Genomic DNA, 16,834 nt, shown 5'->3' with positions numbered 1-16,834 from the left:
CCGGCGAGGGAACGCCGCGCCGGGACGACGCGTCCCCGGCGCGGCGGCCGGCGACGCGCGAGCGCACGGTGCAGCGAACGAGAAGGTGAGCACGACCATATGATCGCCGAGTCCATGTACCAGGAGCTGATCCTGGAACACTACAAGCACCCCCAGGGACGGGGGCTGCGCGACCCGTACGACACCGAGGTCCACCACGTGAACCCGACGTGCGGCGACGAGATCACCATGCGGGTGAAACTCGGCGACGGCGGCAAGGTCGAGGACGTCTCCTACGACGGGCAGGGCTGCTCGATCAGCCAGGCCGCCGCCTCCGTGCTGCACGAGCTCGCCACCGGCTCGACCGTGGAGGACACGCTCGGTGTCGTGGACGAGTTCACCCGGCTCATGCAGGGCAGGGGGAAGGTCGAGGCGGACGAGGACGTGCTCGGGGACGCCGTCGCGTTCGCCGGGGTCGCCAAGTTCCCCGCCCGCGTGAAGTGCGCGCTGCTCGCCTGGATGGCCTACAAGGACGCGGTCGTGAGGAGTACGAAATGAGCAAGGCTGTTGAGACGCCGACGTCGGCGTACGACGGTGAGACGACCCATGACGAGGTCATGGAGGCCCTCAAGGACGTCGTCGACCCCGAACTCGGCATCAACGTCGTGGACCTGGGCCTGATCTACGGGCTCAACCTCGACCCCGCCGGGGAGGGCGTCGCGCCGATCGCCACCATCGACATGACGCTGACCAGCGCGGCCTGCCCGCTGACCGACGTCATCGAGGACCAGGCCAACTCCGCCCTGGAGGGCATGGTCTCCGAGGTCAGGATCAACTGGGTCTGGCTGCCGCCGTGGGGCCCGGACAAGATCACTGACGAGGGGCGCGAGCAGCTCCGCATGCTCGGTTTCAACGTCTGACGCCTCCGCTCCGGTACGGCTCGCGCCCCGATGGGGTGCGAGCCGTACCGGATTGTGTGAGAGGATTTCCACGGCCGGGAAGAAAAGCCCGGCCGGGAGTGTTGACTCCCACCGACGGACAAGCGGCCGGCTCAGGCCGACCGCCCCGACCGACCCGGCACTGCGAACGCCGGGTATGCTTGATCGTGGTTTGACTGCGTGCGGGTAAGATCTTCCCGCCCCGTGCGGTGCGCCTCGACTTGCACCGCACCACCGCCCCCACCTGGGCGTCGATCGAGCACGGCTCCCCGGCCGTGCGTTCCAGGCTCGTCCTTTCGCAGAAGTGACGTGCCCCGTTCTTCTATCGAAAGGCACGACCCTTCGTGACCATGCTTGACGCTGTCCTGCCCGAAATCACCGAGATCTCCCAGACCCGCGACGGGCTCTCCCCGATCTCCGACGGCCCGTCGGAGTTCGCCCTGCTCGGCCTGCCGAAGCCTCTGGTGACCGGGCTCGCCCGCCAGGGCATCGACAGCCCCTTCCCCATCCAGCGGGCCACGATCCCCGACATCCTCGCCGGGCACGACGTCCTCGGCCGCGGCCAGACCGGCTCCGGCAAGACGCTCGCCTTCGGCCTGCCGATGATGGCTCGCGTCGCCGGCGTCAAGGCCCGGCCGGGCCGCCCGCTGGCCGTCGTGCTGGTGCCGACCCGCGAACTCGCCATGCAGGTGACCGACGCCCTGGAGCCGCTCGGCCGGGGTCTGTCGCTGCGGATGAAGACCGTCGTCGGCGGCATGTCCATGGGCCGCCAGATCGAGGCGCTGCGCCGCGGCGTCGAGGTCGTCGTGGCCACGCCGGGCCGGCTGACCGACCTCATCCAGCAGGGCGAGTGCTCGCTGGACGAGGTCCGGGTGACCGTCCTGGACGAGGCCGACCACATGTGCGACCTCGGCTTCTTCCCGGTCGTCAGCGCGATCCTGCAGCAGACCCCGGCCGACAGCCAGCGCCTGCTGTTCTCCGCCACCCTCGACGGCGACGTCGACAAGCTCGTCCGCCGCTTCCTCACCGACCCGGTGACCCACTCCATGGCCCCGGCCGCCTCCTCGGTGGAGACCATGGAGCACCACCTCCTGGAGGTGCACCGCGACGACAAGTTCCCGGTGACCGCCGAGATCGCCAACCGCGAGGGCCGGACCATCCTCTTCGTGCGGACCCAGCACGGCGTCGACCGCCTCTGCAAGCAGCTTGCCCAGGTCGGCGTCCGCGCCGGCGGCCTGCACGGCGGCAAGCGCCAGAACCAGCGCACCCGCATCCTGGCCGAGTTCAAGGAAGGCACGATCAACGTCCTGGTCTGCACGGACGTCGCGGCCCGCGGCATCCACGTCGACAACATCAGCCTCGTGCTGCACGTCGACCCGCCCCAGGACCACAAGAGCTACCTGCACCGCGGCGGCCGCACCGCCCGCGCCGGGGAGAAGGGCACCGTCATGACGCTGGTGCTCCCCAACGAGCGCCGCTCCACCGACGCGATGACCCGCCGCGCGGGCATCAAGCCCTTCCGCCTGAAGGCCACCCCGGGTCACCCGCGCCTGGAGGAGGCCGCCGGCGCCCGCACGCCCAGCGGCGAGGCCATCCCGGTCTGGGAGCCCGCCGCCCCCGTGGCCAAGCAGCGCCGCCGCCGTGACGGCCGCGAGGGCTTCGGCGGCGGGCGCGGCCCGCGCCGGTTCCGTGAGCGCCCCGGCTACGGTGAGGACCACGAGCCCCGCGACCGCGCCTTCGGCGACGACGCCCGTGGCGAATCGTACGGCGGCTACCGCTCCGACCGCCCGGCCGGCGGCTACCGCGGCGAGCGCCGCGAGCCGTTCCGCGGCGACCGCGCCGGCGGCCACCGCGCCGAGCGTCCCGTCGGTGACCGTGGCAACGGCGCCTTCCGCGCCGACCGGCGCGACGGCGACCGCGACGCGTTCCCCTTCGACCGCCGGGAGGGCGGCTACCGCTCCGACCGGCGGGAGGGCGGCTACCGCTCCGACCGCCCGGCCGGCGGCTACCGGGGAGACCGCCAGGGCGGCTTCCGCGGCGGTGAGTTCCGCGCCGAGGGCCGTCCCGACGGCCGCGGCCAGCGTGGCGGCCACCGCGGTCACTCCGGCGGTCACCACTACGGCCGCTGAGCGCCACGCGGGACCCCGCCGAGGCGAGGGTCTCCACCGGGCCGCGCGCTCTGGCGCGGTGTGCCCGGTGCGGCAGGGCGCCGCTCGCGGTCCGGTGCGACGCTCTGCTGAGGCCACAGGTCAAGTACGCCGCCCGGGGCAAAACCGTCGGCGTCGCTCGTGGTCCGGTGCGCCGCTCCGCTGAGGTGGGGCTCCGGCGGGTGATCCGATGTGTGGTGTCTTGCCGGGGCGGGGTGCCGCGGGACCTGGTGTGTGGTGCCTCGCGGAGGCGGGGCTCCGGTGGTCTGGTGTGTGGTGCCTCGCGGAGGCGGGGCGCCACCGGCGCAGCGCTCACCCGCGGCCCGACGGGGCTTACCCGGGGCTCATTCGAAAGGGGCCGGTACGGCATCGCCGTACCGGCCCTTTTCCGTCCGCCCACCGCCCCGGTGTGCTTCTCACCCCTGGCGGCGACACGCATCGTGATGACGGTCGGCTCACCGGGGGCACAACCGTGTACACCACGCGTCATGGACGTGCCGGGCGCCCCGGCACGGGGTGCCGCGGGTGGTCAGAGCAGCGCCCCGCGCACTACGAGCACGTCCGGCAGGTGCCGGGCGACGGGGAACCAGCTGTCGCCGTCATTCCGGGAGCCGTACACCTCGCCGTCGCGGGTGCCGAAGAAGACCCCGGCTCCCGAGGCGTGCATCGCGTCGCGCAGCACGGCGGCATGGACCGGCTCCTCGGGCAGCCCCGCGGTCAGGGCCTGCCAGGTGCCGCCGGCGTCGTCGCTGCGGTAGACCCTGCTCCGGTGGTCGACCGGCGTGCGGTCCTCGTCGGCTCTGAGGGGGAAGACGTACAGCGTGTCGGGGCGGTCGGGGTGCACGGCCAGCGGGAAGCCGAAGTCGGAGGGAAGGGCGTCGCCGATGGACGTCCAGGTGCCGCCGGCGTCGTCGCTGCGGTAGACACCGAAGTGGTGCTGGAGGAAGAACCGCTCGGGCCGGGAGGGATGCCTGTCGACCTTGTGCACGCACTGCCCGAACTCCGGGTACTGCGACCCCTCGGGGAAGAAGGGGGCGCGAATTCCCCGGTTGGCCGCCTCCCAGGAGACGCCGCCGTCGGTGCTGCGGTAGAAACCGCCGGTGGAGACCGCGATCGCCATGCTCTTCGGGTCGTTCGGGTGGGGCAGCACGGTGTGCAGGCACAGGCCGCCGCCCCCGGGTTGCCACTGGGAGCGGTGCGGATGGTTCCACAACCCCTCCACCAGGGAGAAGGTGACGCCGCCGTCTTCGGAGCGGAACAACGCGCCCGGCTCGACCCCGGCCCAGACCACGTCCGGCTCGGTGGGGGAGGGCTGGAGTTGCCAGACCCGGGTGAGTGACGCCCCGGTCTCCTCGGGGAAGGCGATCGGCGCCTGGCGGGCCTCCTGCCAGGTCTCGCCGAGGTCGTCGGACCACATCACGGACGGGCCGAAGTGGCCGTACTCGATCCCGGCGAGGATGCGGGGCACGGGGCCGCGGGTGTCGATCGTGACCGCGTGCACCCCGATGGTGGAGAAGCGGACCGGCTCCACCTCGAACGGGCCGCCCCCCGAGGAGCGGGCCAGGAACAGGCCCTTACGCGTGCCGATCGCGAGCAGTGCGTCGCGCATGACGATCTCCTTTCCGAATTCGCCGTGGGAGTGCACGCCCCTCCGGGACGGTGGATCGCGGCGGCCCGGCCGCCGGATGATCTGTGACCCCCATCACATTACTCGTACAGGTTATCGAAAAATTGCTATAAGCAAGCAGGGTTCGCTATTTCAAGTCTGGACCGGAGTCGCCACCGCGGGACGCCTCACTCGGGGCCGCGGCCGGGCACCGGGCCGGTGGCGTGGCGTCACACGCCGATGCCGGTCAGTATGCAGACGGCCGCCGACATTTTCCGCCGTGGCTCCCCGCCCGGTCGGCCGCCCGCCCGGTTATGGGACCGCTTCCCCGGCCAGGCCGCCCGGCCATGGCGGGGGTGGGCCCGGGAAGGCGCCGGAAGAAGAAAGCCGCGATCGGGAAGGCGCCGGAAGGGGCCGCTTCGGGCGGGGAGCGGTGCGGGTGTGAGGGGGCGGCCGGGGGCGGCGCGGTGATCCGGGCGACGCGGCCGTCGTGTCGTCCTCGATCCGGCGGTATCAGGTCTCGGTTGCCTTTTCGATCCGGCGGTATCGGGTCTCGGTTACCTTCGAGGCGTCACCGGCCGATGACACGACAGGAGGCGAACGATGCTGCTGACCGACGCCGTTGCCCGCGGGGTGGCGGACGGGGTGATCACCACCGTGTTCCGGCGCTGGTCGAGGCCGAACGTCCGGGCGGGCGGCACCCTGCGCACCAGCGCGGGGGTCCTGGCCATCGACGCCGTGGAGCCGGTCGAGCCCGCGTCCGTGACGGACGAGGACGCCCGCGCGGCGGGCGCCGCCTCGGCGGCCGAACTGTTCGCCTCGCTCGGCGGCACCGCCGCCGACACCCTGTTCAGGATCCGCGTGCGGTGGGCCGGTCCCGACCCGAGGGACGCTTTGAGCGAGGACGCGGACCTCGACGACGCCCAGGTCGCGGAGATCCGCGAGCGGCTCGCCAGGATGGACCGGCGGCGGGCGGAGCCCTGGACGCACGGCATGCTGCGGCTCATCGCCGCCCGGCCCGGGGAACGCGCGGCCGACCTCGCCGCGGTGCTCGGCCGGGAGACCGCCGCCGTCAAGCTCGACGTCCGCAAGCTCAAGGAACTCGGGCTCACCCACAGCCTCACCGTCGGCTACCGCCTGTCCCCCCGGGGGGAGGCTTACCTGGCCCGCGACGCGGACCTCCGGTAGCGGCCGCGGGCCGGGGTGTCCCCGGCCCGCGCCGGGCCGGGGGCGCGGTGCTGCCGCGCAGGGTGAGGCGGGCGGCCTCGTCCTCGAAGGGGCCGGGGGAGTCGCCGGCGATCAGGGCGAGCAGGCGGCGGGCCGCGTGGCCGCCGTAGGCGGGGATGTCACGGCTCAGGGCGGTGAGCGGCGGGCGGACCACCCGGGAGAGCGGTGAGTCGTCCCAGGCGACGATCGACAGGTCGCGGGGGACGTCCAGTCGCAGGTCCTGGGCGGCCGACAGGCCGGCCACCGCCATGATGTCGTTGTCGTAGACGATCGCGGTGGGCCGGGCAGGGGAGCTGAGCAGGCGCCGGGTGGCGCGGGCGCCCGCCTCTCCGGTGTAGTCGGTGTGCACGGTCACGTGCTCGGCCGCGCCGTCGCACGCCTCGGCGAAGGCCCGGTCGCGCAGGGCGGTGTGGACCAGCCGGGGCAGCCCGGCGACCCTGGCGATCCGGCGGTGCCCGAGCGCGATCAGATACTCCACCGTCTCGCGCACGGCTCCGCCGTCGTCGGACCACACCGGCAGCAGCGTTCCCGACTCCGACGGGTGGCCGATCACCACGGCCGGCAGGCCCAGCGACTCTAACTCCGGCACGCGCGGGTCGCCCACGTGCAGGTCGATCAGGATGGCACCGTCGATCCGGCCCTCGCCCCACCAGCGGCGGTAGACCGCGATCTCCTGCCCGTGGTCGGCGACCACCTGCAGCGTCAGCGCGTAGGAGCGCGCCGCCAGCTCGCCTTCGATGCCGCTGATGAGCTCCATGAAGAACGGCTCCATGCCCAGGGTCCGCGCGGGGCGGCACAGGGCCAGGCCGACCGTGTGGGCCCGCGCGCCGTTCAGGGCCCGGGCGGCGCTGCTGGGGCGCCAGCCGAGCTCCTCGGCGATCGCCAGGATCCGGGCCCGGGTGCTCTCCGACACGCCGGGCCGGCCGTTGAGGGCGTACGAGACCGCTCCTTTGGAGACCCCGGCCTGCCGTGCGACGTCCGAGATCGTGGGTCTTCTCAATGATCCCCCTCGCGTATCGCCGCGATTCTAACTGAACCGGTCTAGTTGGCTATTGACACTGGCGACACATGGACTTTACGGTCACGATACTTATCCGGTTCAGCAAGCGCATGCGGTCGCGTGATGTCGGGTGGGAGCGCTCCCATGCTGGAGAGGAGAATGTCGATGCTGGTTCGACGAAGGTTCGCGATCCTCGGTGCGGCGGCCTGCATGGTCGCGGCCGGATGCACGGGAGGGGCGACCACGCCGTCCGCCCCGAGCGGTGCGGCGCAGCCCTCGGGCGGCTCGGCTCCGGCCGCCGGGGCGAGCGGGGGAACCGGCGCGTTCCCCCGCAACGAGACCCTCTACACCAGCGGCACCCAGTGGGGGCCGCCGGCGAACTGGAATCCGCTGCGCACCTGGGACTCGGCCACCGGCACCAAGGGTCTCGCCTACGAGACGCTGTTCCTGTACGACCCCCAGACGGACAAGTTCACCCCCTGGCTCGCCGAGAGCGGCGCCTGGACGGGCGAGAAGACCTACGAGCTCAAGCTCAGGAAGGGCGTCACCTGGTCCGACGGCAAGCCCTTCACCGCCGACGACGTGGTCTTCACCGTCGAGCTCGGCAAGATGAAGACCGTCCCCTACGCCAACCTGTGGACGTGGCTGGAGAAGGCCGAGGCGGTCGACCAGAGCACGGTGCGGTTCACCTTCTCCACGGCCAACCACCAGCAGTGGGCCAACTGGGTCTACAACAACGCGATCGTCCCCAAGCACATCTGGCAGGGCCGCTCGGAGGACGAGGTGATGAACGACGTCAACGCCAAGCCGGTCGGCACCGGGCCGTACGCGTACCACAGCCACGACCAGGACCGCATGGTCTGGGTCAAGCGCGACGGCTGGTGGGCCACGGCGGCGCTGGGCAAGGACGTCAAGCCCAAGTACATCGTCGACATCGTCAACTCCAGCAACGAGGTGGCGATGGGCCTGCTGCTGCAGAAGGGCCTCGACCTCAGCAACAACTTCCTGCCCGGCGTGGCCAACCTGGTCAAGGGCAACTTCGGCATCCAGACCTACTATCCCGAGCCGCCGTACATGCTCTCGGCCAACACGGCCTTCCTGGTGCCCAACACCACGAAGAAGCCGATGGACGACGCCGCCTTCCGCAAGGCGCTCGCCCACTCCATCGACACCAAGAAGATCGTCGAGGGCGTCTACGGCAACCTGGTCAAGGCGGCCGGTCCCACGGGCCTGCTGCCGCAGTGGGACAAGTACGTCGACCAGGCGGTGGTGAGCGAGAAAGGCTTCTCCTTCGACACCGCCACGGCGAAGAAGCTCCTGGCCGACGCGGGCTACAAGGACACCGACGGTGACGGGTTCGTGGAGAACAAGGACGGCTCCAAGGCGTCCCTGAAGATCATCGTGCCGGCCGGCTGGACCGACTGGATGGAGGCGAGCCGGGTCATCGCCGAGGGCGCCAAGGCCGCCGGGATCGACCTGACCGCCGAGTTCCCCGACTTCAACGCGCTCGTCGACCAGCGCGGGTCCGGGAAGTTCGACATGCTCATCAACAACGAGCGGCAGCTGTCGAACACGCCGTGGATGTACTACGACTACATCTTCCAGCTGCCGATCAACAAGCTGCAGAACACCGTCAACTTCGGCCGTTACGAGAACAAGAAGGCCTGGGAGCTCGTCCGGGAGCTCGACGGCAAGAAGGTCGACGACGTCGAGGGCATGAAGCAGGTCGCCTCGGAGATCCAGAAGATCCAGCTGGACGAGATGCCGGTGATCCCCCTCTGGTACAACGGCCTGTGGGCGCAGACCAGCAGCGCGGTCTGGACGAACTGGCCCTCCTCGGCGCCCGGCACGCCCAAGACCCCGCCGACCATGTGGCGCAACTGGCTGGAGCTGGGCGGGGTGCTGACCCTGACCGAGCTGAAGCCCGCCGGCGGCTGAGCGGCGCGATCCTCACACCCCTCCCTCACCGCGCCGGATCCCGTGCGGGCCGTGTGTCCCGCCCGGGCCGTGACTCGCCGGGACCGTGTGACCCGGGCGGGCCGTACGGTCCGCCGGCCCATGCGGTCCGCCCGGGTCGTGTGAACGGTCCGGAACCGTCCGGAACCCGCGCGGTGGGGTCCATCTCGCCGATTCGGGAGGATCGCGTGCGACATTACTTCGGCCGGAAGCTGCTCGTGTACGGGCTGACCTTCCTCGTGGCCGTCACGATCAACTGGATGATCCCGCGCTTCATGCCGGGCGACCCGGTGCAGAGCATGCTCGCCAGGGCCAACGTCTCCCAGCCGGCCGCCGTGGAGGCGATGCGGGCGCACTACACGAACCTGTTCGGGCTCGACCTGCCCCTCTGGCAGCAGTACGGCAACTTCTGGGCCGCGCTGCTCCGGGGCGACCTGGGCACCAGCATCTGGCTGTTCCCCACCCCGGTGACCGACGTCATCGTCCGGGCGGTGCCGTACACGCTGGCGCTGCTCGTCCCGTCCATCCTGCTGAGCTGGTGGGCGGGCAACCGGTTCGGCGCCTTCGCGGCCCGGCGCCGGTGGCTGGACAACGCGGTGCTGCCGGTCGGCTACGTGCTGACCGCCACCCCCTACATGTGGCTGGCCATCCTGCTGGCCTGGGGCCTGGGCATCGTGGCGGGGATCTTCCCCGTCGCCGGCGGCTACAGCTTCGCCATGCAGCCGAGCTGGTCCTGGGAGTTCGCCGGCGACCTCGCGCTCCACTGGTTCCTGCCGTTCGCCTCGCTCTTCCTCGTCGGCTTCGGCGGGTGGGCGATCGGCATGCGCAACATGATCATTTATGAGCTGGAGGCCGACTACTCCACCTACCTGGCCTCGCTCGGGGCGCCGGGCAGGCTCATCCGGCGCTACGCGTTCAGGAACGCGGTCCTGCCGCAGATCACCGGCCTGGCCCTGCAACTGGGCGTGCTCGTGGCGGGCGCCCTGGTCACCGAGATCGTCTTCTCCTATCCGGGCCTCGGCCACCTGATCCTCCAGGCCATCCAGAACCAGGACTTCTTCCTGCTGCAGGGCACCTTCCTGTTCATCGTCGTGGGAGTGCTGGTCGCCAACTTCATCATCGACATCGTCTACGTCCTGGTCGATCCGCGTACCAGGAACGGGATGGGAGGCGAGGCGGCATGACGGCCGTTCCCACCGGACGCCGCGAGGTCCTGTACTTCGCGCTGCGCAACGGCAAGCTCCTGGCCGGGCTCGCCGTGCTCGTCCCGCTGCTCGTCCTGGCGGCGGTCGCGCCCCTGATCGCCGGCGACGACCCGAACGCCTACGTCGCCGCCCCGGCCTCGCCGCCCTCCGCCGGGAACTGGTTCGGCACCACCATGTTCGGCCAGGACGTCTTCGCCCAGTTCGCCCACGGTCTGCGGGTCACCTTCCTGGTGGGGGTGCTCGGCGGAGGGCTGGCCGGGCTCGTCGGCATGGTGATCGGCTTCGTCGCCGGGTACCGGGGCGGCCTGGTGGACGAGGTGCTGAACATGCTCACCAACATCGTCCTGGTCCTGCCCGCGCTGGCCGTGCTGCTGATCGTCAACGCCTACCTGGGCGTGCGCAGCGTCGGCGTGCAGGCGCTGTTCATCGGTCTCACCTCCTGGCCGTGGGCGGCCAGGGCGATCAGGGCCCAGACGTTCTCGCTGCGCTCACGCGACTTCGTGGACCTGGCCAGGCTCAGCGGCGTGCGCACCTGGCGGATCATCACCAGGGAGATCGCGCCCAACATGAGCTCGTACCTGTTCATGACGTTCATCCTGCTGTTCGGCGGGTCGATCCTCATCGCGGCCTCGCTCGACTTCATCGGGCTCGGTCCCAGCCAGGGCGTCTCACTCGGCCTGATGCTCAACAACGCCGCCCGCTGGAACGCGCTCCACCTGGGCCTGTGGTGGTGGTTCGTGCCGCCCGGCGCCGGGATCACCGCCATCGTCGGCGCCCTGTACGTGATGAACGTCGGCCTGGACGAGGTATTCAACCCCAAGCTGCGGGAGCTGTAGTGGAGGAGACCCCATGACCCTGCGCGTGAACGACCTGCGGGTCCACTACCGGACCCTGCGCGGCGAGGTGAAGGCGCTCGGCGGCGTCACCTTCGACGTCGGCGACGGTGAGATCCTCGGCCTGGCGGGTGAGTCGGGCTGCGGCAAGACGACCCTCGGCAAGAGCCTGATCAGGATGGACGGCCGGATGCGGCTGGCCGGGGGGAGCGCCGAGCTCGACGGCCGGGAGCTGCCCCTCGGCGACGACCGCCGGATGAACGCCTTCCGTTTCAAGGAGGTCTCCCTCGTCCCGCAGTACTCCATGAGCGCGATGAACCCCACCCGGAAGATCGGGAAGATGGTCGCCGAACTGCTCGCCTCCCGGGGCGAGCGCCTGGACACCGGTGAGCTGCACCGCCGCCTCGACCTGGTGGAGCTGCCCCGGGACGTCCTGACCCGCTACCCGATCGAACTGTCCGGCGGCATGAAGCAGCGGATGGTGATGGTCATCTCCACCCTCCTCGACCCGTCCCTGCTGATCGCCGACGAGATCACCTCCGCGCTCGACGTGTCGACCCAGAAGGCCGTGGCCAGGACACTCGCGGAGTTCCGCGACCGCGGCTTCGTCCGCAGCATGATCTTCATCACCCACGACATCTCGCTGACCTACCAGATCGCCGACACGATCATGATCATGTACGCCGGGAGACTGGCCGAGAAGGCGCCGGCGAGCGTGATCGTCAGCGAGCCGCGCCACCCCTACACCCGGTTGCTGATCTCCTCGCTGCCCGAGGTCGGCGTCCGGTACGCCGAGCGCAGGCTCTCCGGCATCCCCGGCCGGCCGCCCTCGCTGCTGGACCCGCCCGCCGGCTGCCGCTTCCGCGACCGATGCCCCCTGGCCTTCGACCGGTGCGCCGAGGAGCCCCCGGCCGTCGAGGTCGCCCCCGGCCACCACGTCGCCTGCTGGAAGGAAGCATGATGCTGAGACTCGAAGGGGTCACCAAGACCTACCGGGTGGGTGCCTTCGGCGGGCGCACCCTGACCGCCGTCGACGACGTGAGCTTCGACCTGGCGCCCGGGGAGGTGGTCTCCCTCATCGGCGAGAGCGGCAGCGGCAAGACGACTCTCGGCAAGATGGTCCTGGGGCTGCTCGCCCCGTCGTCCGGCTCGATCACCCTCGACGGCGTCCCCGCCCGGCCGGGCAAGGGATACTACCGGCACGTCCAGGGCGTCTTCCAGGACCCGTTCAGCTGCTACAACCCGGTCTTCAAGGCCGACCGCGTGCTGCGGATGCTCAAGGAGCAGTACTTCCCCGAGGTCGCCGCCGACGAGTGGGACGGCCGGATCGAGGAGTCGCTCGAGGCGGTCAGGCTCGACCCGGGGCAGGTTCTGGGGAGGTACCCCCACCAGCTCAGCGGCGGCCAGCTGCAGCGCCTGCTGATCGCCAGGGCGCTCCTGCTCGACCTCCGGTACCTCGTCGCCGACGAGATCACCAGCATGCTGGACGCCTCCACCCGGATCGACGTGCTCAACCTGCTCGCCGATCTCAAGGTCCGCGGCCTGGGCGTGCTGTTCGTCACCCACGACCTGTCCCTGGGCAACTACATCAGCGAGCGGGCCGTGGTGCTCCACCGGGGACGGGTGGTCGAGGCGGGCCCCACCGAGCTGGTGTTCGGCAACCCCCTGCACCCGTACACGATCAGGCTGCTCTCGGCGGTGCCCCGGCTGACCGCCCGGTGGGACGGCGACCCCGGCGCCTTCGACGTTTCAGCCCCCGGAGATCCCGGCGACCCCGGAGCCCCGGCCGCCTCCGGCGACGACGGGACGCAGGGGCCCACCACCCTGGTGGAGGCCGAACCAGGTCACCTCGTCCGCCGGGACGAGACCGCATCGCTGAGGAGCACGCGTTGAGCACCCCGCCCAGGACCCCATCGAGCACCCACCGTCCGCTGCACGACGGCTGGACCCTCACGGCCGTGTCGGAGGGCGTCCGGATCGCGGGCGTCCCCGCCGCCGTCCCCGGGTGTGTGCACACCGATCTGCTGGCCGCCGGGCTGATCGAGGACCCGTACCTGGACGACAACGAGAACCGGCTGGCCTGGATCGGCCGGACCGGCTGGGACTACGAGACCACCTTCACCTGGGCCGGTGACGGGCACGAGCGCACCGACCTGGTCTGCCAAGGGCTGGACACGGTGGCCACGGTCGTGCTCAACGGGGTGGAGGTGGGGCGCACGGCCAACCAGCACCGCTCCTACCGGTTCGCGGTGCGGGAGCTGCTGCGCGAGGGGGAGAACACGCTGCGGGTGCGGTTCACCGCCCCGTACGCCTACGCCGAGGCGCAGCGGGCGGCGCTCGGCGCGCGGCCGGGGGCCTATGCCGAGCCGTACCCGTTCATCCGGAAGATGGCCTGCAACTTCGGCTGGGACTGGGGGCCGACGCTGGTCACCGCCGGCATCTGGCGGCCGATCGGGCTGGAGTCCTGGAGCGGGGCCCGGCTGGCGTCGGTGCGGCCGCTGGTGCACGGGGACGGGCGGGTCGAGGCGCACGTGGTCGTGGAGCGCGCCCTGTCCGGCCCGGACGCGCCGCTCGTGGTGAGCGCCGAGGTGGCCGGGACCGCCGTGCGGGTGCGGCTGGCGCCGGGGGAGTGCGAGGCGGTGCCGGCGCTGCGGGTGCCGCAGCCGCGGCTGTGGTGGCCGTGCGGGTACGGCGAGCAGCACCGCTACGAGCTGACCGTGCGCCTGGACGACGGGACCGGGCGGGCCGGTGCGGCGGCGGGGGCGGGGCGGGGCGGGGCGGCCGGGCGGAATGACGCGGCGGCGGGGGCCGGGCAGGGCGGGCCGGCCGACGGGGCCGGGGTGGTCTGGCGGCGGTGGATCGGGTTTCGCGATGTGCGGCTGGACCGGACCGGCGACGGGTTCACGGTCGTGGTCAACGGGGTGCCGGTGTTCGTGCGCGGTGTCAACTGGATCCCCGACGACTGTTTCCCGGCCCGGGTCACCCGCGAGCGGCTGGCCGGGCGGTTCGGCCAGGCGCTGGGGGCGAATGTCAACCTGCTGCGGGTGTGGGGCGGCGGCCTGTACGAAAGCGAGGACTTCTACGACCTGGCCGATGAGCTGGGCCTGCTCATCTGGCAGGATTTCCCGTTCGCCTGCGCGGCCTATCCGGAGGAGGAGCCCTTCGCCACCGAGGTGGCGGCCGAGGCCCGCGAGCAGGTGGCCCGGCTGGTGTGGCGGCCCTCGCTGGTGCTGTGGTGCGGCAACAACGAAAACCTCGAGGGGTATGCGGACTGGGGCTGGCAGGAGCAGCTGGGCGGGCGCTCCTGGGGCGGCGGGTTCTACCACGACCTGCTGCCGCGCCTCGTGGCCGAGCTGGATCCCACCCGCCCCTACTGGCCGGGCAGCCCGTACTCCGGGGCGCCGGACCTGCCGCCCAACGACCCGGCCCGCGGCACGATCCACATCTGGGATGTGTGGAACCGCGAGGACTACACCCGCTACGCCGCCTACACCCCCCGGTTCGTGGCCGAGTTCGGCTTCCAGGGCCCACCGGCGTACGCCACCTTGCGCCGCGCGGTCTCCGGCGCGCTGGCCGCCGACGCCCCGGGCGTGCTGCACCACCAGAAAGCGATCGACGGCAACGCCAAGCTGCTGCGCGGCCTGGGCGCGCACCTGCCGCCCCCGCGCGACTTCGACGACTGGCACTACCTGACCCAGCTCAACCAGGCCCGCGCGGTCACCTTCGGCGTCGAGCGCTTCCGCGCGCTCGCCCCGCACTGCATGGGCACGATCGTCTGGCAGCTCAACGACTGCTGGCCGGTCATCTCCTGGGCCGCCGTCGACGGCGACGGCCGGCGCAAACCGCTGTGGTACGCGCTGCGCCGCGCCTACGCCGACCGGCTGCTCACCGTGCGGGACGGCGCCGTCGCGGTCGTCAACGACACCGCCGAACCCTGGGCCGGGCACCTGGAACTGGCGCGCCTGGACCTGGCCGGGCGGGTGCTGGGCACGCACACCGTCCGGGTCGAGGCGGCCCCGCGTTCGGTCGCGACCGTGCCGCTGCCCGAGGTCGTCGCGGTGCCGGGTGATCCGGCCGCCGAACTGCTGGCCGCGCGGCTGGACGGCCACCGCGTGCTGAGGTTCTTCGCCGAGGACCCGCAGGTGGCCTTCCCCGTCGCCGCCTACGACGCGCGGGTGACCCCGTCCGGGGACGGCCTGGACGTCACCGTCACCGCCCGCACCCTCGTGCGCGACCTGGCGCTGTTCCCCGACCGCCTGGACCCCGACGCCGTGGTCGACGACATGCTGGTGACCCTGCTGCCCGGCGAGAGCGTCACCTTCCACGTCACCACCGGACGGGAACTCGACCCGGCCGCCCTGACGACCCGCCCGGTGCTCCGCTGCGTGAACGAATGACAAATTCGTGCCCCGACGTCGGGGCCGCACACGGGCAGGCCGGATGGCCGGTTAGGCTTGACGGGCACATCCCACGACGCCGAGAGAGATCATGAAGACCTTCGAAGAGCTGTACGCCGAGCTGTCCGAAAAGGCGCGCACCCGGCCCGCGGGTTCGGGCACCGTGGCCGCGCTGGACGCCGGGGTCCATGCCATCGGCAAGAAGGTCGTGGAAGAGGCCGCCGAGAGCTGGATGGCCGCCGAGCACGAGTCGAACGAGCGGGCGGCCGAGGAGATCTCCCAGCTCCTCTACCACGTGCAGGTCCTCATGATCGCCAAGGGGATCGGGCTGGACGAGGTCTACAAGCATCTGTGAGCCGGTGCGCCCGGCGATCGGTCTCACGGATCCCGTCCCCACGTAAGGAAACCCAGTCATGCTGCGTCTCGCCGTACCCAACAAGGGCGCTCTCACCGAGGCCGCCCAGACCATCCTGAAAGAAGCCGGTTACCGCGCCCGCAAGGACAGCAAGGAGCTCGTGGTCGTCGACCCGGAGAACTCCTGCGAGCTGTTCTTCCTGCGTCCCAAGGACATCGCCGTCTACGTCGGCGAGGGCACCCTGGACGCCGGGATCACCGGCCGTGACATGCTCCACGACTCCGGCGCGGAGGTCGAGGAGATCATCCCGCTCGGCTTCGGCAAGTCCACCTTCCGCTTCGCGGCCAACCCCGGCGAGTTCGCCTCCGTCTCCGACCTCAAGGGCAGGCGAGTCGCCACCTCCTACGCCGGCCTGCTGGAGTCCTACCTGGCCGAGCAGGGCGTCGACGCCCGGGTGATCAAGCTGGACGGCGCGGTGGAGACCGCCATCCGGCTGGGTGTGGCCGACGCCGTGGCGGATGTCGTGGAGACCGGCACCACGCTGCGCAACATCGGCCTGGAGGTCTTCGGCGAGCCCATCACCCACTCCGAGGCCGTGCTGATCAAGCGGATCGGCGCCGTGGAGACCGCGGGGCTGCGTCAGCTCGTCCGCCGCCTGCAGGGCGTGCTGATGGCCCGCGACTACGTGATGATGGACTACGACATCCGCGTCGAGCGGATCGAGGAGGCCATCGCCCTCACCCCCGGCATGGAGGGCCCCACGGTCTCCCCGCTGCACCGGGAGGGCTGGGTCGCGGTGCGGGCCATGGTCCCGCGCAAGGGCCACCAGCAGGTCATGGACCAGCTCTGGGAGCTCGGTGCCAAGGCCATCCTGGTGACCGAGATCTTCGCCTGCCGTATCTGAGCCCGCCGTCCCCGCGCGTGACGGCGTACCTTGTGACGGCGCCTCCTGCGCGGCGCCGCCGCCGGACGGCGCCGTCGCGGGCGGTGCCCGGAGTGCCGTGACCCGCGCCGCCCGGTTCCGAACCTTCGGCGGGTCCCGGTGGGCACGGGCGCCGGGCCTTCCGGCAGGGCCCCGCGAGACGGGGGCCGGCCGGGGAGCGGTCCGGGGTGATCCCGGCGCTCTCAGGAGGCGCGGCCGGGGAGCGGTCCGGGGTGATCCCGGCGCTCTCAGGAGGCGCGGCCGGGGAG

Annotated in this window: 14 protein-coding genes; 12 read left to right on the top strand and 2 right to left on the bottom strand. The window is 71.6% G+C overall.

Features of this window, described 5'->3' with window-relative positions; genetic code table 11:
• Window positions 1-99 precede the first annotated feature (99 nt).
• From sufU to ABD841_RS10500, 3 genes are all read left to right on the top strand, one after another.
• A complete protein-coding gene (sufU, locus tag ABD841_RS10510) occupies window positions 100-537 on the top strand; it encodes a Fe-S cluster assembly sulfur transfer protein SufU (protein WP_344970159.1) in 438 nt (145 codons plus the stop codon).
• A complete protein-coding gene (locus ABD841_RS10505) occupies window positions 534-899 on the top strand; it encodes a metal-sulfur cluster assembly factor (protein ID WP_344970158.1) in 366 nt (121 codons plus the stop codon). The genes sufU and ABD841_RS10505 overlap by 4 nt, the downstream gene beginning before the upstream one ends.
• Before the next feature lie 368 nt (window positions 900-1,267).
• A complete protein-coding gene (locus tag ABD841_RS10500) occupies window positions 1,268-3,046 on the top strand; it encodes a DEAD/DEAH box helicase (protein WP_344970156.1) in 1,779 nt (592 codons plus the stop codon).
• A 547-nt stretch (window positions 3,047-3,593) separates the two neighbouring features.
• Here the strand turns inward: ABD841_RS10500 and ABD841_RS10495 are convergent.
• Complete coding sequence (locus ABD841_RS10495) at window positions 3,594-4,673, bottom strand: WD40/YVTN/BNR-like repeat-containing protein (RefSeq protein ID WP_344970155.1); 1,080 nt, start codon at window positions 4,671-4,673, stop codon at window positions 3,594-3,596.
• A gap of 600 nt (window positions 4,674-5,273) precedes the next feature.
• Here ABD841_RS10495 and ABD841_RS10490 point away from each other — a divergent pair.
• Window positions 5,274-5,858: a hypothetical protein gene (locus ABD841_RS10490; protein ID WP_344970153.1), complete on the top strand. Its 585-nt coding sequence runs from the start codon at window positions 5,274-5,276 to the stop codon at window positions 5,856-5,858.
• On the opposite strand, the gene ABD841_RS10485 is transcribed toward ABD841_RS10490, so the two are convergent.
• A complete protein-coding gene (locus tag ABD841_RS10485) occupies window positions 5,791-6,897 on the bottom strand; it encodes a LacI family DNA-binding transcriptional regulator (RefSeq protein WP_344970152.1) in 1,107 nt (368 codons plus the stop codon). The genes ABD841_RS10490 and ABD841_RS10485 overlap by 68 nt on opposite strands.
• 165 nt (window positions 6,898-7,062) lie before the next feature.
• Between ABD841_RS10485 and ABD841_RS10480 the strand changes: the two genes are divergently transcribed.
• The 8 genes from ABD841_RS10480 (at window position 7,063) to hisG (ending at window position 16,547) form a co-directional block, all read left to right on the top strand.
• Entirely contained in the window at window positions 7,063-8,835 is a 1,773-nt protein-coding gene (locus ABD841_RS10480; RefSeq protein WP_344970150.1) for an ABC transporter substrate-binding protein, read from the top strand.
• A gap of 206 nt (window positions 8,836-9,041) precedes the next feature.
• Window positions 9,042-10,037 (top strand): ABC transporter permease, encoded by a 996-nt coding sequence (locus ABD841_RS10475; RefSeq protein ID WP_344970149.1) that lies wholly within the window; start codon window positions 9,042-9,044, stop codon window positions 10,035-10,037.
• Window positions 10,034-10,894, top strand: coding sequence for an ABC transporter permease (locus tag ABD841_RS10470; RefSeq protein WP_344970147.1), 861 nt, complete (start codon window positions 10,034-10,036; stop codon window positions 10,892-10,894). The genes ABD841_RS10475 and ABD841_RS10470 overlap by 4 nt, the downstream gene beginning before the upstream one ends.
• Window positions 10,895-10,907: 13 nt before the next feature.
• Window positions 10,908-11,852, top strand: a complete 945-nt coding sequence (locus tag ABD841_RS10465) for an ABC transporter ATP-binding protein (protein ID WP_344970145.1) — start codon at window positions 10,908-10,910, stop codon at window positions 11,850-11,852.
• Complete coding sequence (locus ABD841_RS10460) at window positions 11,852-12,784, top strand: ABC transporter ATP-binding protein (RefSeq protein WP_344970144.1); 933 nt, start codon at window positions 11,852-11,854, stop codon at window positions 12,782-12,784. The genes ABD841_RS10465 and ABD841_RS10460 overlap by 1 nt, the downstream gene beginning before the upstream one ends.
• Window positions 12,781-15,288 carry a glycoside hydrolase family 2 protein gene (locus tag ABD841_RS10455; protein WP_344970142.1) on the top strand — a complete coding sequence of 836 codons (2,508 nt, stop codon included), beginning with the start codon at window positions 12,781-12,783 and terminating at the stop codon, window positions 15,286-15,288. Before ABD841_RS10460 ends, ABD841_RS10455 begins: the two co-directional genes overlap by 4 nt.
• A 91-nt stretch (window positions 15,289-15,379) precedes the next feature.
• On the top strand, window positions 15,380-15,643 hold the full coding sequence (locus ABD841_RS10450) for a phosphoribosyl-ATP diphosphatase (RefSeq protein WP_184548284.1): 264 nt from the start codon (window positions 15,380-15,382) through the stop codon (window positions 15,641-15,643).
• Between the two features lie 58 nt (window positions 15,644-15,701).
• Window positions 15,702-16,547 (top strand): ATP phosphoribosyltransferase, encoded by an 846-nt coding sequence (gene hisG / locus ABD841_RS10445; RefSeq protein ID WP_344970139.1) that lies wholly within the window; start codon window positions 15,702-15,704, stop codon window positions 16,545-16,547.
• Window positions 16,548-16,834: the final 287 nt, after the last annotated feature.

The sequence above is a fragment of the Streptosporangium fragile genome, assembly GCF_039534445.1.
In the GTDB taxonomy this organism is placed as follows: domain Bacteria; phylum Actinomycetota; class Actinomycetes; order Streptosporangiales; family Streptosporangiaceae; genus Streptosporangium; species Streptosporangium fragile.
This window is presented reverse-complemented; position numbering and strand designations above follow the sequence as displayed.